Genomic DNA, 16,692 nt, shown 5'->3' with positions numbered 1-16,692 from the left:
CCTGTTCACTCCTACGTTTACGAACCTATTTAGACTAATTGAATTATAGCAGTGAACCTTGCAGACTTCAATATTTGAGAGGTTATTGCACAGTTAATAAGGCAGAAACAGATTCTCCGATGACTGAAATGGTATGGTTTAGTTCAGTTTCCGTATTCCCGACGCCGCCAAGCTCAATCAGAATCATGCTGGTATCGAGGTCCTGATTGTATTTACCGTCAACTCCACGTCCGCCTTTAATAATGATTTCCCTCGTTAATCCAGGCACACGCTGTTCCATTTGATCTTTTAATTGTTTTGCTTTGCTTAAATTCTTTTCAAAGAAAGGATGATCTTTGCCTACCACAAAACCGACTTTGGCATAGCGCTCGTTCGCATGAGTGATTGTCGACCTTGACGGTCCCAATGAATCCCGGTGCAGATCGATCACGAGATCATACGGCTGCTGCTCTACCTTTTCCTTGACATACGGACGAATGGCTGCGTAAGACCGGTGATAAGGAATTTTTTCCTTCTGCATAATTTTGACGATATCAAGATCCAGCTGCTCAGCTGTCACACCATTAACGTTCAGATTGTCCTTCAGTTTACTGCCGACCTTCATAATATTTTCTGAATGGTGAGACGCAGCTACTTTTCCATCAGCCGCTTTCGTAATCGGTTCATACGCTTCATGGGAATGCGTTGAATAAATCAGCACATTCCCTTCCACTTTCGGCTCGATATCTTCTTCCAGAATATTTGATGCATAGACAATCATGCTTGGTTCCTTCAATGAGAAAGCAGGTGGAATTGTCGGCTCTTTAGGCAGGAACTGCAGAACGACAGGGAAGATGAATAGCAGGAATATGACGCTCATCCAGATTTGCAAAGTTTTTTTCATAATGCTCCCTCCTCTATCTTCCACTGTATGCAGAAGAAAAAAGGACCATGACTGAATTATTCTTTGACTTTTCTAATCCAATTTAATAAAGAACTGGAAAGGGAGGATGCGTACTGCGCGACCCACGAATCAATTTCTTTTGGTGAAATGAAAGTTGATAATTCTTGCTGTGTCAGGACTTCTTCAAATAGCTGAATCCGTTCTTCATGCGACCAGGAGGACCAGTCGCCGAAAATCGGAGCCAATGAAGCACGGTCCGCGTCATTCGTTGACCGTTGTGCAAAACGCGGGGTTGCCAGTTTAGATGACGGCATGCCTTCCTCCTCTATTTTCGCGGCGATATAGCCGAACATCGTATCGATCGCGTCCGCTACAAGCACCGGCCCGTCCACGACGGTCGGCACACCAATCGCAATCACAGGAATTCCAAGGCTATTTTCGGACAACTCCTTCCTGCTGTTTCCTACACCCGAGCCGGGATGAATACCCGTATCTGTCAGCTGTACGGTTCTGCACAGCCGAGAACTGCTTCTAGCGGCCAGTGCATCTACAACAATCAGGACATCGGGTTTTGCTTCTTCTACGATGGCCTTAACGAATGACGCTGTCTCAAGACCGGTCTGAATTGTCACGCCGGGTGCATAGACCAAGATTCCACTGTCATCCTCTTCGTAATAATCCGGAATAACTTCTTTCACAAATCCCATTGTCACAGGACCTACAGCATCCGGCGTGATATCCGGGTTGCCAAGTCCGATAAAAAGGATTTTATCAAAATTGCCGTCCAGTTTTTCTTTCAGCAAATTATCCATTTTTTCAACGACTGTATCACAGAGTTTTTTTAATTCATCGATTTCATGAACAGCGAGAGTCGGAATTGTAAGCGTAATGTATGTACCTTTGGCTTTTCCAATCTCTTCCTCACCTTCAGCTGTTACTTTTACAGTCGTCGCCTTAATTCGCCCAATCGTCTGTTCTTCTACAGATATACCTGACATCTTTTTCAGTTTTTTTTCTTCATTTGCCCCTTGATGCCTGACAAATTCATCACTTTCATCAATTAGATCTGTCCGATAATAATTTATTTCCGTCATGATAATCACCTCTTATGTAAAGCTTGTGCAAATCAGCGGTGATTATTCTGAAAAAGATTGCTGTAAAGCTGATATACTTTACCTTTTTTTCTTGCATTCTTTCATGAGCTTTGTTAAAATTATGCTTGTTGTAAAGAGATGTCCGGATGATAGTGGAAACACTCTTGCCTTACCTGAAAGCTGGAGGTGAATGAAATGCCAAACATTAAAGGTGCAATTAAACGCGTGAAACAAAGTAACGCTGCTAACGTGCAAAACTCACATGTGAAAGCTGCTATGCGTACAGCAGTCCGTAAAGCGGACGCTGCGATCATCAGTGAAGATGAAAACGCACAAGCGCTTTTGAAGGATGCTGTGAAAAAAGTGGATACTGCTGCTCGTAAAGGTCTTATCCATAAAAACACTGCAGCTCGTCAAAAATCACGCTTAACTAAAAAAGCTCAATAATGAAATATTAAAAGACTGCCACTCTTATGATGGCAGTCTTTTTTTATATTATTTGCGGAACATTTCATTGCGTTACAAACCATTCATCAAAAATAATTCCAGGCACCGCTGCCGGTTGCCGCTCATCGTCTTAAGCTGAAGATCGATCGTCGCCAGATCATCCAGTGCTTTCATCAGAACAGTCATAGCCGGCAGACTTTTTTGCATCATCAATTTCACCCGGTACGGATGAATGTGAAGCGTTGTGGCAATTTGCTGCTGCTGATAGCCTTTCTTCCGCAGATTCACGACATGAATCATCAGACGTACCTGACTGGCAATTAAGGAAGAGAGCATAATCGGTTCTTCACCGTTGCGAAGCAAATCATGATAAACAGACAATGATTCCGCTCTCCTGTTATTGACGAATGAATCCGTCAGACGAAAAACATCCATTTCAGGTGTCCGCGGCACGAGCTGTTCAATAATATCCTCTGTAACCGTTCCAGAAAACGCCAGATACCCTGCAATTTTATCTATTTCAGTCGACAACATCAATAGATCGGAACCAGTCATTTCAATGAGAAACGCCGCTTCTTTCTTATCGATGGTCACCCCTTTATCCCGGCCCTGCTGCATGATCCAAGTCGTCATATCCTGTCCCTGCAGCGCTACCGCCTCCAGCACTACTGCATGCTTTTTAATTTTTTTTGTAATCTTTTTACGGGCATCCAATTTCTCATACGGCGCCACAAACACAACGGTTGAAGTAGGAGATGGATTTTCCAGCCACTTTTCCAGCAGCTCCAGTTGATGCGGCTGCTTTTCTTTCGAATTATCCGTCGCTTTTAAAAAAGTACTGTTTTTCGCGACTATCAGTTTATGATCTACCAGAAAAGGCAATTCATCCGCTACTTCGAGCACCGTCTGTACCGGCACTTCTTCTAAATCAAAGCGATTCACTTCAGATGCAGTCATTCCCGGCACAGCACGGATCAGCCGTTTAACTGTCTCATCTATCAAATGCTGCTCTGTGCCCGTCAATAAATAGACCGGCTGCACATCGCCTTTCTCAATTTCATTCCAAATTTTTGTCACCATGATTTTCACCTCGACTATTTCCTTAGTATATCGTAAAAACCTTTGAAGCAGATACATGAATTGTTCATCAACCATCATACTAAGCAGTAAAGGAGGTTTTTCAAGATGAATCGGAATAAAAAATTTGCTGTAAAAAACTCCGAAAAAAAATTAAATGAAAAAGAAGAAATCTCATTGGAGCTTGCGGAACTGGATCACTTACAGCCAAAACAGCAGCCGATGACACCGAACCATCGGGAAAAGGCGGAAAAAGACAAATATTATTAAAATAACGGCAGCTTCCTTATCCATTCTTTGAACAAATTGTGTCATCGTTCATTGCAAGTCCATTAAACTGCGATTTTTATGGATTTTTAATTCACTTTCATCTATACTTAGTATGGAATTAGGAGGTGTAGCAATGAATGAATTTGAACATGATGTACAATCAAAACGCAATGACGCGATTGATTCAGGCATCGGCTTTATCGTTTCGTTTATCGGTTTTTCAGCAATTTTTGTTGTTGCTACGATTATCGATTTCGTCGCCCGCTAATTATTATCGGATAAAATAGACACAGCCGTTACCTATCGGCTGTGTCTATTTGTATTTCATACCCTAACGAGAAGACTGCAATGAATAAGAATCTTTCTGTACCCGAATCTCGATGGTGCCATTTTCCGCAGTCGACAGATAGGGTATGCCGTACTCTTTAAAACGATCTGTCACTTCAGCATGCGGATGTCCATAACGGCTGTTGCGACCTGCAGATATAATAGCAAGTTCGGGCATCAAGAAACGAATAAACGGCTCAGTACTTGATGTCTTACTGCCATGATGGCCTGCCTTTAAGATCACTCGTCCAAAATCTGCTCCCTTATAACTGCTCAGCAGCCGTTTTTCCCCATCCATTTCAAGGTCTCCTGGAAAAACAAACGTCCATTCTCCTGCTTTCATCAGCAAAACCAATGAGCTGTCATTTCCTTCGTACGCTCTTTCGCTTGGGGCCACATACAGAAAATCATATGTACCTATCCGCCAATTGACTCCTTCACTGACAAGCTTTTGCGGAATCTTCTGCTCCACTGCCAGCCGCAGCACCTCTTCCATCGTATTTTCCTGCTCACTGCCCGGCGGCATCTGGATTTCCTTTATTAGTAATTCTTCCAATACTTCATCTGCACCTTCCATATGATCCAAGTCAGCATGTGTGATGATCAGCTTGTCGATTGTAGTGATCCCTTTGGCCTTGAGATAGGGAACGACGATATTACGCCCGACTTCAAATGGTTTTTCAGGCGTCTTCCAATTCTTTTCACCGAAATGAACGACCCCGCCGGTATCGATTACATAGACAGCCTTGCGAAACGGCAGCTCAATGACTGTACTGTCCCCTTGCCCGACATCTACATACGAAATAATCATTTCACGGTGAAACAAAGGCTTAATTTCTAAAAATACAGCTGGAAGCAGCAAGCAGATGAGTCCAAATACGACCGATTTTTTCTTCTCGAGACAAACTAAAAAAATTAGAATACCCGCAACTGCCGCTATACTTCCGAGTCCATCAGGCTGACCGGGCGTCCACATCTGAAAAGGAAAAGAAGCAAGCCATGAGGTAAAGCTGCCTATTGCAGCGCGAATCGGCTCATAGATACTGAATAACAGCTGGGCAGCAGGCGGCAAGATAAAACTGCACGCAAGCAACAGTAGATTCGCAGGCAGAATGAAAACGGAATAAAGGGGTACGTAGAGAAGGTTGACAGCAAAGGAAGACAGCGATAATTCATAGAAATGGTATAGCAAAACTGGATAGAGTGCCACTTGCGTAATAACTGTCACTAAAAATGATACATGAAGGCCATTTTTAGCCTGTTGAAGAATCGCGGAAGAATAAAGCAATGAAAAAGCCGCTAGATAGGATAACTGAAAACCTGGCTGAAAAACGACATGCGGCTGCAGAATGATGAAACAGGCAGCACTTAACGCAAGCGCATCATCGAGTCTCAGCCGGAGTTTTCCAGAGACGGCCAGCAGCAAAATCATCGTAACGGATACGGCACGCCACACGGACGGCGCTCCCCCTGCAATACACGCATAGATCGGCAGAAACCCCAGAAGGAAATACGTCACCCACTCCCTGCGGAAACTCGCACGCAAAAGTATCGTTCGAATGAAAAATGTAAGCAATCCGACATGCAGACCTGAGATGGCGAATAAATGCGTAATGCCAAGAGTTTGATACTGTTTCTGAAGCTCGCTGTCCATCCCGGAACGGTCGCCGATTAACAGCGCTTCCGCTTCCGTAACAAGTGATGCAGGAAAACGCTCAGAAATATGCTGTTTTAATTGATACCGATAGTTTGATAAACGGCTGCGGACTGTTGAAACTTTTTCCCCCGAGTGCAGTGCTGCAACTTCCATAATTCCGGCTGCCCCGTTCATACGTAAATAACGTTCCATATCAAATGCAAAGCTATGAGCTGCCAGTTCCAATTCTTTCTGCTCAATATCAGCCATAAATTGATAGGCTGCTAAATTTATTGACTGGAATTTCTTTTTTTCACTCTCCGATTGTAGAGCATACATCAAATAGACTGTCGTGCCATCGGAAAGTCTGGCAAAACCTTTTATTTTACCGCCGTCAATTTTTACTTGGTCATTCCATTGAAAGGATGTAGCAGCAGTGACTGATAAAGGCGGGACAGCTTTGGAGAAATACATAAAAGAGGAACAGACGATGACTCCTGTTAACACAAGATGAACATAATCTTTTCGCAAAATGAGGAAGGGTATGAGGAATAATAGATTAAGTAATAGAAGCGATTCCGAGATTTCCGCAGCAAACGCGGAAATGGCTACAGGAATCGCTGTATACATCCAACGTATCGATCGGATTATTTGCCAAATAAATCGTTCACCCTTTGCTGAAGGGCATCCAATTCTTCATCGTCGGCGCCAAGCGACTGCATCTTCACGAGCATTTCGCTGAACAGGGAGAACTTCCCTTCACTTGCGAAGTCGATGGAACGCTCGTCAAACGGTATTTTTTCAACTTCTACACCCGCCTGTGCAAAAAGCTCGAGCGCATATTCGCTGTTACGGTAGTCCTCCGCATAATTCACCCGTTGGATACCGGCCTGAATCAGCGCTTTACTGCATTGCAGACATGGAAAATGCGTCACATAAATCGTCGCATCCGTTACGGGAATTCCATATTTCGCACACTGCAGCAAGGCGTTCATTTCGGAATGGATTGTCCGCACGCAATGATTCTCTACCACATAACAGCCATGTTCGATACAATGATCGCCGCCGGAAATCGATCCATTATATCCGCCTGCAATAATCCGCTGATCGCGCACTAAGATCGACCCGACAGACAGACGTGTGCATGTGCTGCGCATCGCCAGCAGATGACTTTGCGCCATGAAGAACTGGTCCCATGTAATTCGCTCCATACGGTTGCCTCCATCTATCAAAGCGTAATTAACGCTTCTAATTTTTCAAATGTTTTATCACCAATTCCTGAAACTTCTTTTAAGCCGTCCAGCTGGGAAAATGCCCCGTTCGCTTCACGGTATTTTACGATCGCTGTTGCTTTAGACGGACCGATACCCGGCAGTTGCTGGAATTCAGTTTCATTGGCTGTATTAATATTAATCAAGGCTGAATCAGAATCGCCGCCGCCAGCCGCAGTTGTTGAAGGCTGCTCGAACACCGGAGGCTCTTCCCCTGCAACGGGGACATAGACGACCGATTCATCCAGCAGTTTCTGGGCATGATTCAGCAGACGCGTATCTGCATCGTCTCTGTAGCCTCCCGCCTTCTCTACAGCGTCGTGGAGCCTGTCTCCTTCTGTCAATGAATAGAGACCCGGATGTTTCACCGCGCCTTTAACATCAACTAAAATAGGCAGCACTGCAACTTCTGCCAATATTTCAGCAGGCGGTTCCATTTCTTCGGCTGGTTCTTCAATTGTTTCGAAAAGGGTTAGCCCTCGTTCTTCGGAAGTTATATCCGCTTGTTCCCGGGGAAAGAACAGAACTGAGGATAATACAGCGATTGCTGCAATAGGAATGAGTAATTTACGCCATTGTTCGGTAAGGAATGAACGGATCATTCAAACATCCTTTCTTTCGGAACCGTATGGAGTCTTCCTAACTATACCCGATCGATTACAAATTTGGTAGTCTTATTTACGCACTTGAAAGAATATTCTTTCACTTTCTTCCGTTGGCGGCTCATCCTCCCAGTCAGCGAAAATCCGCTCAATATGAAAACCCGCTTCTTCAATCATCCGGACATAATCGGGGATTGAAAAAGAACGCTGCATATGTACTTCGTCAAAACGAATGAAGCTGCCGTTCTCCTGGCGCATAAAAAAAGCCAGCTCCGAATATACCGAATGTTCGTGATCACCGGGAGACGTTTCCCAAATATACGCAATGCCTCCGTTGTCATAGACAAAAGGGCCTTCAAGAAAAATTTCATCCATCTTGTATAACGAATGGACATCGAAAAGCAGCACGCCGTCTTTGACAAGCGCCTGGTAGACCCTGTTAAACGTCTCTTCCACATCTTTCTGTGAAATTACGTAATTCAGCGAATCAATCGAAATAACCGCCGCATCAAATTTCCCTTCCACGTCGAGCTGCTGCATAGGCTGTTCTTTAAACTGAATAGCCAGACCGAGCGAGCCAGCACGGTGAGCAGCGACTTCGAGCATGTCACAGGACAGATCAACCCCTGTTACATATGCCCCTCTTTTTGCAAGCATCGCAGATAACAAGCCAGTGCCGCAGCCGATATCAAGCACTTTTTTTCCGGAAACGCCAGCAGACGCCAAATCGAGAAGCTCGATATAGGCGTCATATGGAATATCATTCATTAGTTCATCATAAATATGGGCGAACTCAGTATAGGAAGAACTCATTGATCACTCGCCACGTCCAGCAGCGGTGCGTCTCCCCATAGTTTCTCCAAGTTATAGAACCCGCGCTCTTCTTTATGGAAGACGTGAACTACAACATCGAGAAGATCGACCAAAATCCAGCGACCCGAATCAAAGCCCTCCATACGTTTAACTGTATAGCCTGCTTTTGACGCCTGATCAGCCGCTTCGCGTGCAATCGCCTGCACCTGGCGTTCAGAGTTTGCGTGGCAAATGATGAATTGGTCGGCAATTAACGAAATGCCCTCCATATTCAGCACGACGATATCCTCCGCTTTTTTACTATCTACTGCTTGATAAGCTAATTCCAATAATGTTGGCATATTTCACTGTTCCTTTCTTCTCCGTACATGTTCATTATAACAGTCAAATGAATAAGGGAATATGACTGCGTACTGATGAACAAGAAATTTTACTGTATGTTGGATGCATTCGGTCATTTGGTCTTCAAGAGACTGGCCTTTTATACGTTCCCGTAATTCCTCGATACCCGGAAATTTTCTTCCTGGTTCTGTTAGGTCGGCAATATAAATGATTTTTTCCAAATTAGACATGCCTGCCCGCCCTGTGGTATGAAAACGAATCGCCTGAAGAATATCTTCATCATCTATGCCGTACCGCTCTTTCGCCAGCAATGCTCCGACCGGCGCGTGCCACAGCTCTGAGTGATATTGTGAATACAATTTGTATTCTTCATCCCGTTTCAAAAGTTCAAGCAACTCATCTTTATCCATAAACTTGGCGTAATCATGGAATAATCCCGCAATTTCCGCTTTTTCAACGGACACGCCTGATTCTTTGGCCAACTCTTTGGCAGCCTCTGTCACCCGCAGGATGTGCTCGTAGCGTGTTTGCGGCAGTCGCTGTTCCAGATCATTTCGTACTTGTTGAAGATCCATATAATCTCTCCTCTCGAATATAAGCCTCGACAGCAGGAGGAAGCAGCAACTGCACTGTTCCTCCCTCAAGAAAGCGCCGGCGGATCAAAGTAGAAGATAAATCCAGCTGCGGAGTCTCTACCATACGGACAGGAATCTCTGAACGATTTTCGGCACCCGGACGTTCCACCCCTATAAATGTGATGATGTCCAGTAAATCTGCAATCCGGTGCCAGCTCGGTAATTGATCGACCATATCCCCGCCGATAATGAAATAAAAATCATGCTGCGGTTCTTCCTGGACTAATCGGGACATCGTATCATACGTGTAGGATACACCGCCCCGCTCAATTTCAAAGGAAGACGCACTCAGACCTTCTATTTCAGCCGTCGCCAATTTGACCATCCTCAGCCGCTGTTCCGCAGAAGCGTCTCCGGGAGCTGTTTTATGCGGCGGAACAGCTGTCGGCATTAAACGCACCTCATCCAGCTGCAAGGCGTACCGGACTTCATTGGCAATCAGCAGATGACCTGTATGCGGCGGATTGAATGTGCCGCCTAATATGCCAATTCGTTTCATCTGATTCTCCTTATGGTAATTGTATGCGTTTCTTCTCTTTCGATTCCCTGTATAGAACAATCGTACTGCCGATGGTCTGTACTACTTCAATTCCTTTAAATGCACCAATTGTATCTGCAATTTCCGTCTTATCTTCTTCACAGTTTTGCAGAACGCTGACTTTCAGCAGTTCGCGTGCTTCGAGCGCTTCGTCAATTTGATCCAGGATCGGTTCAGTCAAACCGCTTTTCCCAATTTGAAATAACGGCGTCAAATGATGAGCCTTGCTGCGCAAATATCTTTTTTGTTTACCTGTTAACATGTTTACCCGCCAACTTTCATTGTAATCGTATCTATCATTTTTTTCGTGTCGGGATAAATGCCTGTCCATTTCTCAAAAGCAAGTGCTCCTTGATGAACAAACATCCCGACACCGTTCATCGTGCGGGCGCCTGCCAGTCTTGCCGTCTGCAGAAATGCCGTTTCCAGCGGATTATAAATTATATCCGCCACTACTGCATTTTTGGCAGCAGCTTTCGGATCAAGCGGCATTCCCGCCTGCGCAAAATTCATGCCGACGGAAGTAGTCTGCACGACCAGACCGAATTCACCGAGCCGCTGTTCCGCTTCTTCGGTTGAAATTACTTGTGTGCCGTCCATTTCGGAAGCAAGATCCTCCGCTTTAGAGACAGTGCGGTTCGTTACGTACATCGGACCGTAGCCAGCTTCCTGCAAAGCAAATGCAATGCCCCTTGCAGCGCCGCCTGCTCCGATGACAAGTACAGGCCCTGTGACACGCTCCTGCGCCGTAAACTCTTCCAGTGACTTCACAAATCCTCTGCCGTCGGTATTGGCGCCGATCAGTCTTCCGTCTTCTGTACGATAAACGGTATTGACGGCTTCCATCCGTTCAGCCGAGCTGTCAACTTCATCCAAGTAAGGAATAATGGCCTGTTTATGCGGCACCGTCACATTCCAGCCCCCGGAGCCAAGTGTACGCAAGCCGGCAATCGCCTGTTCCAGCGTTTCTGCCTGCACATGGATCGGGATATAGGTTGCGTGGAGACCTGCTTCTTCAAACCACTGATCATGCATCACCGGTGACATCGATTGAGCGATTGGATCGCCTAACACAGCATACCAACTTTTCATCTTCATTCCCCCTTGCCGCTAGTCATCAAATTAATGACGGTCTGATCATTACATTGACGCCTTTAGGCGCGTGTACTGCAATTTGTACATTTTCGTGCTGAATAGTGATCCAGCCTAAACCTGAAATCACGATATCTGTCTTCGCCTGCTTAATCGAAAACTCATGACGCACAAGCGGCGGAAGCGTTTCAAGCGACGCTGCACTCGGAGGTGACAGCATTTCGCCTAGATGCTTGGCATATAATTCATCCGCATTCGCCAGCTTTGTACGGTGGATCTGCAGGCCGTTTGCGACATACAGATTGAAAGAAGACCGGTCACCCCGGATAAAGTCAAAACGCGCCAGGCCGCCGATGAACAGCGTCTGCTCCGCATTCAGTTGATAGACTTTCGGCTTCAGTTCTTTCTTCGGTGTAATGATTTTCAAATCTTCCGCATCCAGATCATGTGCTATCTGGTGTTCGTTAATAATTCCGGGTGTATCTATTAAGGATTTACCGTCATCGAGCGGAATTTCCACTACATCAAGCGTTGTACCGGGAAAATAAGATGTGGTAATGACGTCCTGCATACCCGTCGCATTCTTGATGATCCGGTTAATGAACGTGGATTTCCCAACATTCGTGCAGCCGACGACATAGACGTCTTTGCCTTTGCGGTATTTCTCGATCGCTTCCAGTGCTTCTTCCATGCCGTTGCCTTTTACAGCGGAAACAAGCAGGACATCAATTGGCTTCAGTCCTAATTTAGCTGCTTCGGTCTTCATCCAGTTCGTCAGGCGTTTCGGATTAAGTGCTTTCGGCAGAATATCTGACTTATTGCCAATCAATAAAATATCTTTCTTGCCGACAAAACGCTGAAGACCATTGATCCAGCTGCCGTTGAAATCGAATATATCAACCACTTTGACAATCAGACCTTCTTTTTCACCAATTCCATTAAGAATCGCTAAAAAATCGTCTCCCGATAAAGAGACCGGCTGTAATTCATTATAATTCCGTAATTTAAAGCAGCGCTGGCAGATGACATCCTCTTTTTCGAGCGAAGACGGCGGTGCATAGCCTTCTGCCTTCTTATCTGCCGTCTGGATCGTAATACCGCATCCAATACACTTAATTGGTTCCAAATTCAGTCCTCCCACGTTATCAATCCTTTTCTCTTAAACCTTGCCATAATTCTCCGTTCAATCGCCCGATTGAATTTTGTGATCGGCGCATCCGAACTCGCTACCGGCACTACCAAAATCACGGACAGCCCCGCACGGTTTGCCCCTAAGACATCCGTCAGCAGCTGATCGCCAATCATGACGATTTGCTCTTTCGGCAAACCAAGTGTCCCAATAGCCTGCCGGAACGATCTCTTCAACGGCTTCCGCGCCTCACAGATATAGGGGATTCCGAGCGGATCACAAAAATGACTTACGCGCTCTATGTGATTATTTGATACGACCGTAATCTGCAGACCAGCCTTATGCATCTCATCAAACCAAGCCATAATATCCTCTGTGGCTTCTGCCCGGTCCCATTCAACCAATGTATTATCGAGATCCGTTATGATCCCCTTGATGCCATTTTCCACAAGCTGTTCCGGCTTGATGTGCAGCACCGACTTCACGTATGCGCTTGGCAAAAATTGTTTTAACACGTTATCCACTCCGCCCTACAACAAATTCTTGTCTGATTATAACATAGTTGCTTATACTGCACGCAATCCAATGACTGCTTTTGTAACTTTCTCATCGGGTGATAGGACGCCTGTTCTTCGCATATGCTGAACTATCAATATTCGGAGGTGGTCACATGAGCGGGTTTTTCATGGCCGTCATGCAACTGTGGTTAGAGATCCCCGCGTTAATCGGCTATATAAAAGGGCAGGCTTTTCTTCGTCCGCTGTCGAAAAAGGAAGAAGCCGATTGCCTGAGACGATTAGCAGAAGGCGATGTAAGTGCACGTGATGAACTGATTGAACACAATATGCGGCTGGTTGCCCATATCGTGAAAAAATTTCAGCCGAAACATGAGCTGCTCGATGATTATATTTCTATCGGTGCAATTGGACTCATGAAAGCTATTAACAGTTTTACGCCGGACCGGAAAACAAAACTGGCTACTTATGCTGCCCGCTGTATTGAAAATGAAATCCTCATGTATTTACGAACACAGAAAAAAGTTCAAAAAGATGTCTCCCTCTATGAACCCATCGGTCTCGACAAAGACGGCCAATCTTTAGAAATCGCAGACCTTCTCCAGACTGATGACATTCCGCCTCAAACCACCGTGGAGCAAAACGAACAAAAAGAGCGCTTGTATAAGCATCTGGGCAAGCTGGATGCCCGGGAACTGGAGATCATCCAGCGGCGTTACGGTTTGCTCGACGATCAACCCATGACTCAAAAAGAAATTGCAGAACAACTGAACATTTCCAGAAGCTATGTATCTCGCATCGAGAAAAGAGCAATCGTTAAACTATACCAATCTTTTAAACATGAATATCAGGGATAGGTCCAGTAAATCAAAAAGCGTTTCTGATGCGGGAGCCTTGGCCCCCGCCATCGGAAACGCTTTGATTTTATCTGTCTTCAATCAGCTTTTACCTCACGTAAAATCACTGCAGCCAAAATAGCTGTAATTAAAAATACTCCACCCATTAAGAATCCCATTGAATGTCCCTCCTTTCAACAAAACTATCCTATGCTTTGTCTACCCTTTAATTTTACCATATAACAATTAGAGTTTCGATATGACACGCATAACTATCTGTGACGAATGTTTTGCTGCAAGCGGCAGGAACTCATCAAAACTGACAGATGATTCTTTCCCGGCTATATCAGACAATGCGCGAATCACAACAAACTTCGTTTGGAATTGATAACATACCTGCGCAACTGCAGCCGCTTCCATTTCCACAGCGATAACACGGGGGAAACGCTCTTTTACTTGCAGAACTTTTTGCGGGTCTGACATAAAAGTATCGGCCGAAGCAATTGTCCCTACAGCATGTTCGTATGTATCCAGCTCAACAACGGCTTCCCTTGACAGGTCAATCAAGTTCTGGTCTGAAGGGAATGATGCAGGCAGTTGAGGCACCTGACCGGGCTCATAGCCGAATGCTGTAACATCCACATCGTGATGCAGGACATAATCCGAGATCACCACAGTCCCGACTTCTAAATCGGGGTGCGTGCCGCCTGCTGAACCAGTATTGAGGACAATATCCGGTTTATAGTTCTGCAGCAAGATGGCAGTAGCCATGGCCGCATTTACTTTACCGATGCCGCTCTTTGTTAAGATGACTTGGTGCTTGCCGACTTTTCCTTCGATAAATTCACAATTTCCGATGGCAGTTATTTTCCCCAGGCCAATTTCTCTGCGCAAGATTTCAACTTCTTCCTCCATTGCGCCGACGATAGCTATTTTCATTTGTTTTCGCTCCTTCAAAGTTCGGTTTCCTGATGAATCACATCACTTTGTTTCCAATGTATTAAGCACGTCCATTTTGACCGGTTTCCAGCCTTCGCCATCCACCCACTCCAGATAGACTTTGTATTTTTCAGACTTGTCCTTGCTGGAGACAATGCCCTCTGATTTCTGCGGGCCGCCGCCATTTTGGATACGCCAGAAAATCATTTGATCTTCAGATAAACCTGTCGCATAGGCTATTGCTTGTTTTTTCTCATTCCAGTCATCTGACTCGCCGTCGTATTTCGAGACATGTTCGCCTGTTTGTGAAGTTCCGACTGGTTTCCAATCCGAATCAATAACCGTTTCTTTTACATTATTGTCAGATGAGGGAGCGACAGTCACGGAATCACCGTCGTTATCTTCCAGTTTATCAGGATTATTTTCATTGACGATCTGTCCCTCAACATGCTCATCCATTTCATTTTCGTCAGCAGATTCTTTTTCTGGCGCATCTTCTTCTTTATCTTTTGCAACTTCGTCATTCGGTTCTTCAATAACGATCGGCTCTTTCGGTGCATTTTCTGTCTGGGACTCCTCTTTCGCTTCGTCTTTGCCATTGCCTGCAATATAGGTGACTCCAACGATTAGTATGAGAAGAATGACAACACCGATTAAGATATTCAATAACTTATCTTTTTTACCTTTTTTACGTGACATCCTTGAAAAACTGGGTTCTCGATCTGCCATACTTTGCATCTCCTTCTGCACGGTCTGCGCTCTTTTCCAATCAGACGTTTATGCGGGCCTGTTGGTTGCAAAATAAGCAATACCGCCTTCAGTGAGAAGACGGTACAGTTGTCATTTTATCTCGCGTATCTCTACTGACATTTCACCGCCGGGAGTAAGTATCTTCACTTTGTCACCTGTTTTGCGTCCGATTATCCCTTTAGCGATAGGAGAGTCATTCGAAATAAGTCCTTCGATTGGATTTGCTTCAGCAGATCCGACGATTGTGTATGTTTCTTCATCGCCGTCCGGGATTTCCTTGAATGTAACCGTTTTACCTAACTGCACTTCATCTGTGTTCTGTTCATCTTCCGTGATGATGACTGCATTGCGGATCATTGACTCCATTGAAGAAATCTTACCTTCCACGAATGCCTGGTCTTCTTTCGCCGAATCGTACTCTGAGTTCTCTGAAAGGTCACCATAACTGCGTGCAATCTTAATGCGCTCCACAACTTCTTTACGTTTTACTGTTTTAAGGTATTCTAGCTCTTCTTCTAATTTTTGTTTACCCGCAGCTGTCATCGGGAATTTTTTCTCTGAAACCATCTAACAACACTCCTCAAAATTTCTGTTCATAAAAAATACTATGCCACACCGCCGTTCGGTATGTGACATAGTGGAACTATTATTGTTCACATCTTACGCTACTTTCGGAAAGAATTGAACCAATGTGACTTTACGAATTATACATAATCCAGCAGCCGTCAGACAGGAGCTTTCGCTGAATTAATTTAAAATTATGTCATCATCATATTATACTTCTTCTTCAGAAGCAAGAATTGTTTTTATTTTGGTAACCATCAAATCAATGGCAACTGCATTTTCGCCGCCTTCGGGAATGATGATATTGGCATATTTTTTAGTCGGTTCGATAAACTGATTATGCATCGGCCGGACGACTGACAAATATTGCTCCACAACAGAATCTACGGTACGTCCGCGATCATTGATGTCACGCAAAATGCGACGAATGATCCGGATATCCGAATCGGTATCGACAAATAATTTGATATCCATCAAATTACGAAGACGTTCATCTTCCAGTACTAGAATCCCTTCAAGAATTATTACATCCTGAGACTCCACCGTAATTGTTTCAGCCGAACGGGTATGAATCGTATAATCGTACGTCGGTTTTTGAATCGGCTTTCTGTCTAAAAGTTCTTCAATATGCCGAATCAATAAATCCGTGTCAAACGCCAAAGGATGATCATAGTTCGTCTGAAGACGCTCTTCGAACACTAAATGCGACTGGTCTCTGTAATAATCATCCTGCTCGATCACCACAACCGAATGGCCTTGGAACACTTCATGTATCTTTTTGGTGACACTTGTCTTACCGGAACCCGAACCTCCGGCAATCCCGATCACAACTGGTTTTTTCTTCACAGCTATTCTCCTTTATTGCCTGCTATTCCTTTTTCACCGCTATCAAAATACCGTCGCCAACGGGCAGAAGCGAAGTATCATATGCT

At 44.9% G+C, this 16,692-nt stretch carries 22 protein-coding genes; 4 read left to right on the top strand and 18 right to left on the bottom strand.

The annotated features are described in order from the left end of the window. Positions 1-82: 82 nt before the first annotated feature. On the bottom strand, positions 83-883 hold the full coding sequence (spoIIP, locus tag GDZ68_RS10650; protein WP_228551078.1) for a stage II sporulation protein P: 801 nt from the start codon (positions 881-883) through the stop codon (positions 83-85). Between the two features lie 56 nt (positions 884-939). Beyond that, positions 940-1,977, bottom strand: a complete 1,038-nt coding sequence (gene gpr / locus GDZ68_RS10645; protein ID WP_153722286.1) for a GPR endopeptidase — start codon at positions 1,975-1,977, stop codon at positions 940-942. A 195-nt stretch (positions 1,978-2,172) separates the two neighbouring features. Between gpr and rpsT the strand changes: the two genes are divergently transcribed. Continuing rightward, on the top strand, positions 2,173-2,424 hold the full coding sequence (rpsT, locus tag GDZ68_RS10640; protein WP_153722285.1) for a 30S ribosomal protein S20: 252 nt from the start codon (positions 2,173-2,175) through the stop codon (positions 2,422-2,424). A gap of 72 nt (positions 2,425-2,496) precedes the next feature. Here the strand turns inward: rpsT and holA are convergent, their stop codons facing one another. Beyond that, positions 2,497-3,504 (bottom strand): DNA polymerase III subunit delta, encoded by a 1,008-nt coding sequence (holA, locus tag GDZ68_RS10635; RefSeq protein WP_153722284.1) that lies wholly within the window; start codon positions 3,502-3,504, stop codon positions 2,497-2,499. Between the two features lie 105 nt (positions 3,505-3,609). Between holA and GDZ68_RS10630 the strand changes: the two genes are divergently transcribed. Both GDZ68_RS10630 and GDZ68_RS10625 read left to right on the top strand, forming a co-directional pair. After that, positions 3,610-3,771, top strand: coding sequence for a hypothetical protein (locus GDZ68_RS10630; protein ID WP_153722283.1), 162 nt, complete (start codon positions 3,610-3,612; stop codon positions 3,769-3,771). A 133-nt stretch (positions 3,772-3,904) separates the two neighbouring features. Beyond that, positions 3,905-4,039 carry a YqzM family protein gene (locus GDZ68_RS10625; protein ID WP_153722282.1) on the top strand — a complete coding sequence of 45 codons (135 nt, stop codon included), beginning with the start codon at positions 3,905-3,907 and terminating at the stop codon, positions 4,037-4,039. 63 nt (positions 4,040-4,102) lie between these two features. Here GDZ68_RS10625 and GDZ68_RS10620 read toward each other — a convergent pair whose 3' ends face one another. The 11 genes from GDZ68_RS10620 to GDZ68_RS10570 form a co-directional block, all read right to left on the bottom strand. After that, entirely contained in the window at positions 4,103-6,364 is a 2,262-nt protein-coding gene (locus GDZ68_RS10620; protein ID WP_153722281.1) for a DNA internalization-related competence protein ComEC/Rec2, read from the bottom strand. 17 nt (positions 6,365-6,381) lie between these two features. Continuing rightward, positions 6,382-6,945 (bottom strand): ComE operon protein 2, encoded by a 564-nt coding sequence (locus tag GDZ68_RS10615; protein WP_153722280.1) that lies wholly within the window; start codon positions 6,943-6,945, stop codon positions 6,382-6,384. Between the two features lie 17 nt (positions 6,946-6,962). After that, a complete protein-coding gene (locus GDZ68_RS10610) occupies positions 6,963-7,607 on the bottom strand; it encodes a helix-hairpin-helix domain-containing protein (RefSeq protein WP_153722279.1) in 645 nt (214 codons plus the stop codon). 72 nt (positions 7,608-7,679) lie between these two features. Next, a complete protein-coding gene (locus tag GDZ68_RS10605; protein WP_153722278.1) occupies positions 7,680-8,420 on the bottom strand; it encodes a class I SAM-dependent DNA methyltransferase in 741 nt (246 codons plus the stop codon). Beyond that, a complete protein-coding gene (rsfS, locus tag GDZ68_RS10600) occupies positions 8,417-8,761 on the bottom strand; it encodes a ribosome silencing factor (RefSeq protein WP_153722277.1) in 345 nt (114 codons plus the stop codon). Before rsfS ends, GDZ68_RS10605 begins: the two co-directional genes overlap by 4 nt. Positions 8,762-8,764: 3 nt before the next feature. Then, on the bottom strand, positions 8,765-9,337 hold the full coding sequence (yqeK, locus tag GDZ68_RS10595) for a bis(5'-nucleosyl)-tetraphosphatase (symmetrical) YqeK (protein WP_153722276.1): 573 nt from the start codon (positions 9,335-9,337) through the stop codon (positions 8,765-8,767). Continuing rightward, entirely contained in the window at positions 9,312-9,896 is a 585-nt protein-coding gene (locus tag GDZ68_RS10590) for a nicotinate-nucleotide adenylyltransferase (RefSeq protein WP_153722275.1), read from the bottom strand. The genes yqeK and GDZ68_RS10590 overlap by 26 nt, the downstream gene beginning before the upstream one ends. A 10-nt stretch (positions 9,897-9,906) precedes the next feature. Then, positions 9,907-10,197 carry a ribosome assembly RNA-binding protein YhbY gene (yhbY, locus tag GDZ68_RS10585; protein WP_153722274.1) on the bottom strand — a complete coding sequence of 97 codons (291 nt, stop codon included), beginning with the start codon at positions 10,195-10,197 and terminating at the stop codon, positions 9,907-9,909. Between the two features lie 2 nt (positions 10,198-10,199). Then, positions 10,200-11,027, bottom strand: a complete 828-nt coding sequence (aroE, locus tag GDZ68_RS10580) for a shikimate dehydrogenase (RefSeq protein ID WP_153722273.1) — start codon at positions 11,025-11,027, stop codon at positions 10,200-10,202. A gap of 25 nt (positions 11,028-11,052) precedes the next feature. Then, the gene (gene yqeH / locus GDZ68_RS10575; protein ID WP_194841128.1) at positions 11,053-12,153 is read right to left on the bottom strand and encodes a ribosome biogenesis GTPase YqeH; all 1,101 of its coding nucleotides are present in this window, start codon (positions 12,151-12,153) and stop codon (positions 11,053-11,055) included. Positions 12,154-12,155: 2 nt separating this feature from the next. After that, complete coding sequence (locus GDZ68_RS10570; RefSeq protein WP_153722272.1) at positions 12,156-12,671, bottom strand: YqeG family HAD IIIA-type phosphatase; 516 nt, start codon at positions 12,669-12,671, stop codon at positions 12,156-12,158. A 155-nt stretch (positions 12,672-12,826) separates the two neighbouring features. On the opposite strand from GDZ68_RS10570, the gene sigK reads away from it, so the two are divergent. Further along, entirely contained in the window at positions 12,827-13,528 is a 702-nt protein-coding gene (sigK, locus tag GDZ68_RS10565) for an RNA polymerase sporulation sigma factor SigK (RefSeq protein WP_153722271.1), read from the top strand. A 225-nt stretch (positions 13,529-13,753) separates the two neighbouring features. Here sigK and mtnN read toward each other — a convergent pair whose 3' ends face one another. The 4 genes from mtnN to udk all read right to left on the bottom strand — a co-directional run bounded on the left by mtnN (position 13,754) and on the right by udk (position 16,606). Beyond that, a complete protein-coding gene (mtnN, locus tag GDZ68_RS10560) occupies positions 13,754-14,446 on the bottom strand; it encodes a 5'-methylthioadenosine/S-adenosylhomocysteine nucleosidase (protein WP_153722270.1) in 693 nt (230 codons plus the stop codon). A 42-nt stretch (positions 14,447-14,488) separates the two neighbouring features. Further along, a complete protein-coding gene (locus GDZ68_RS10555) occupies positions 14,489-15,175 on the bottom strand; it encodes a DUF1510 family protein (RefSeq protein ID WP_194841127.1) in 687 nt (228 codons plus the stop codon). Between the two features lie 111 nt (positions 15,176-15,286). After that, complete coding sequence (gene greA / locus GDZ68_RS10550; protein ID WP_153722268.1) at positions 15,287-15,763, bottom strand: transcription elongation factor GreA; 477 nt, start codon at positions 15,761-15,763, stop codon at positions 15,287-15,289. A 207-nt stretch (positions 15,764-15,970) separates the two neighbouring features. Next, on the bottom strand, positions 15,971-16,606 hold the full coding sequence (gene udk, locus GDZ68_RS10545) for a uridine kinase (protein WP_153722267.1): 636 nt from the start codon (positions 16,604-16,606) through the stop codon (positions 15,971-15,973). Between the last annotated feature and the right edge of the window lie 86 nt (positions 16,607-16,692).

The organism is Sporosarcina cascadiensis, from assembly GCF_009650995.1.
In the GTDB taxonomy this organism is placed as follows: Bacteria; Bacillota; Bacilli; order Bacillales_A; family Planococcaceae; genus Sporosarcina; species Sporosarcina cascadiensis.
This window is presented reverse-complemented; position numbering and strand designations above follow the sequence as displayed.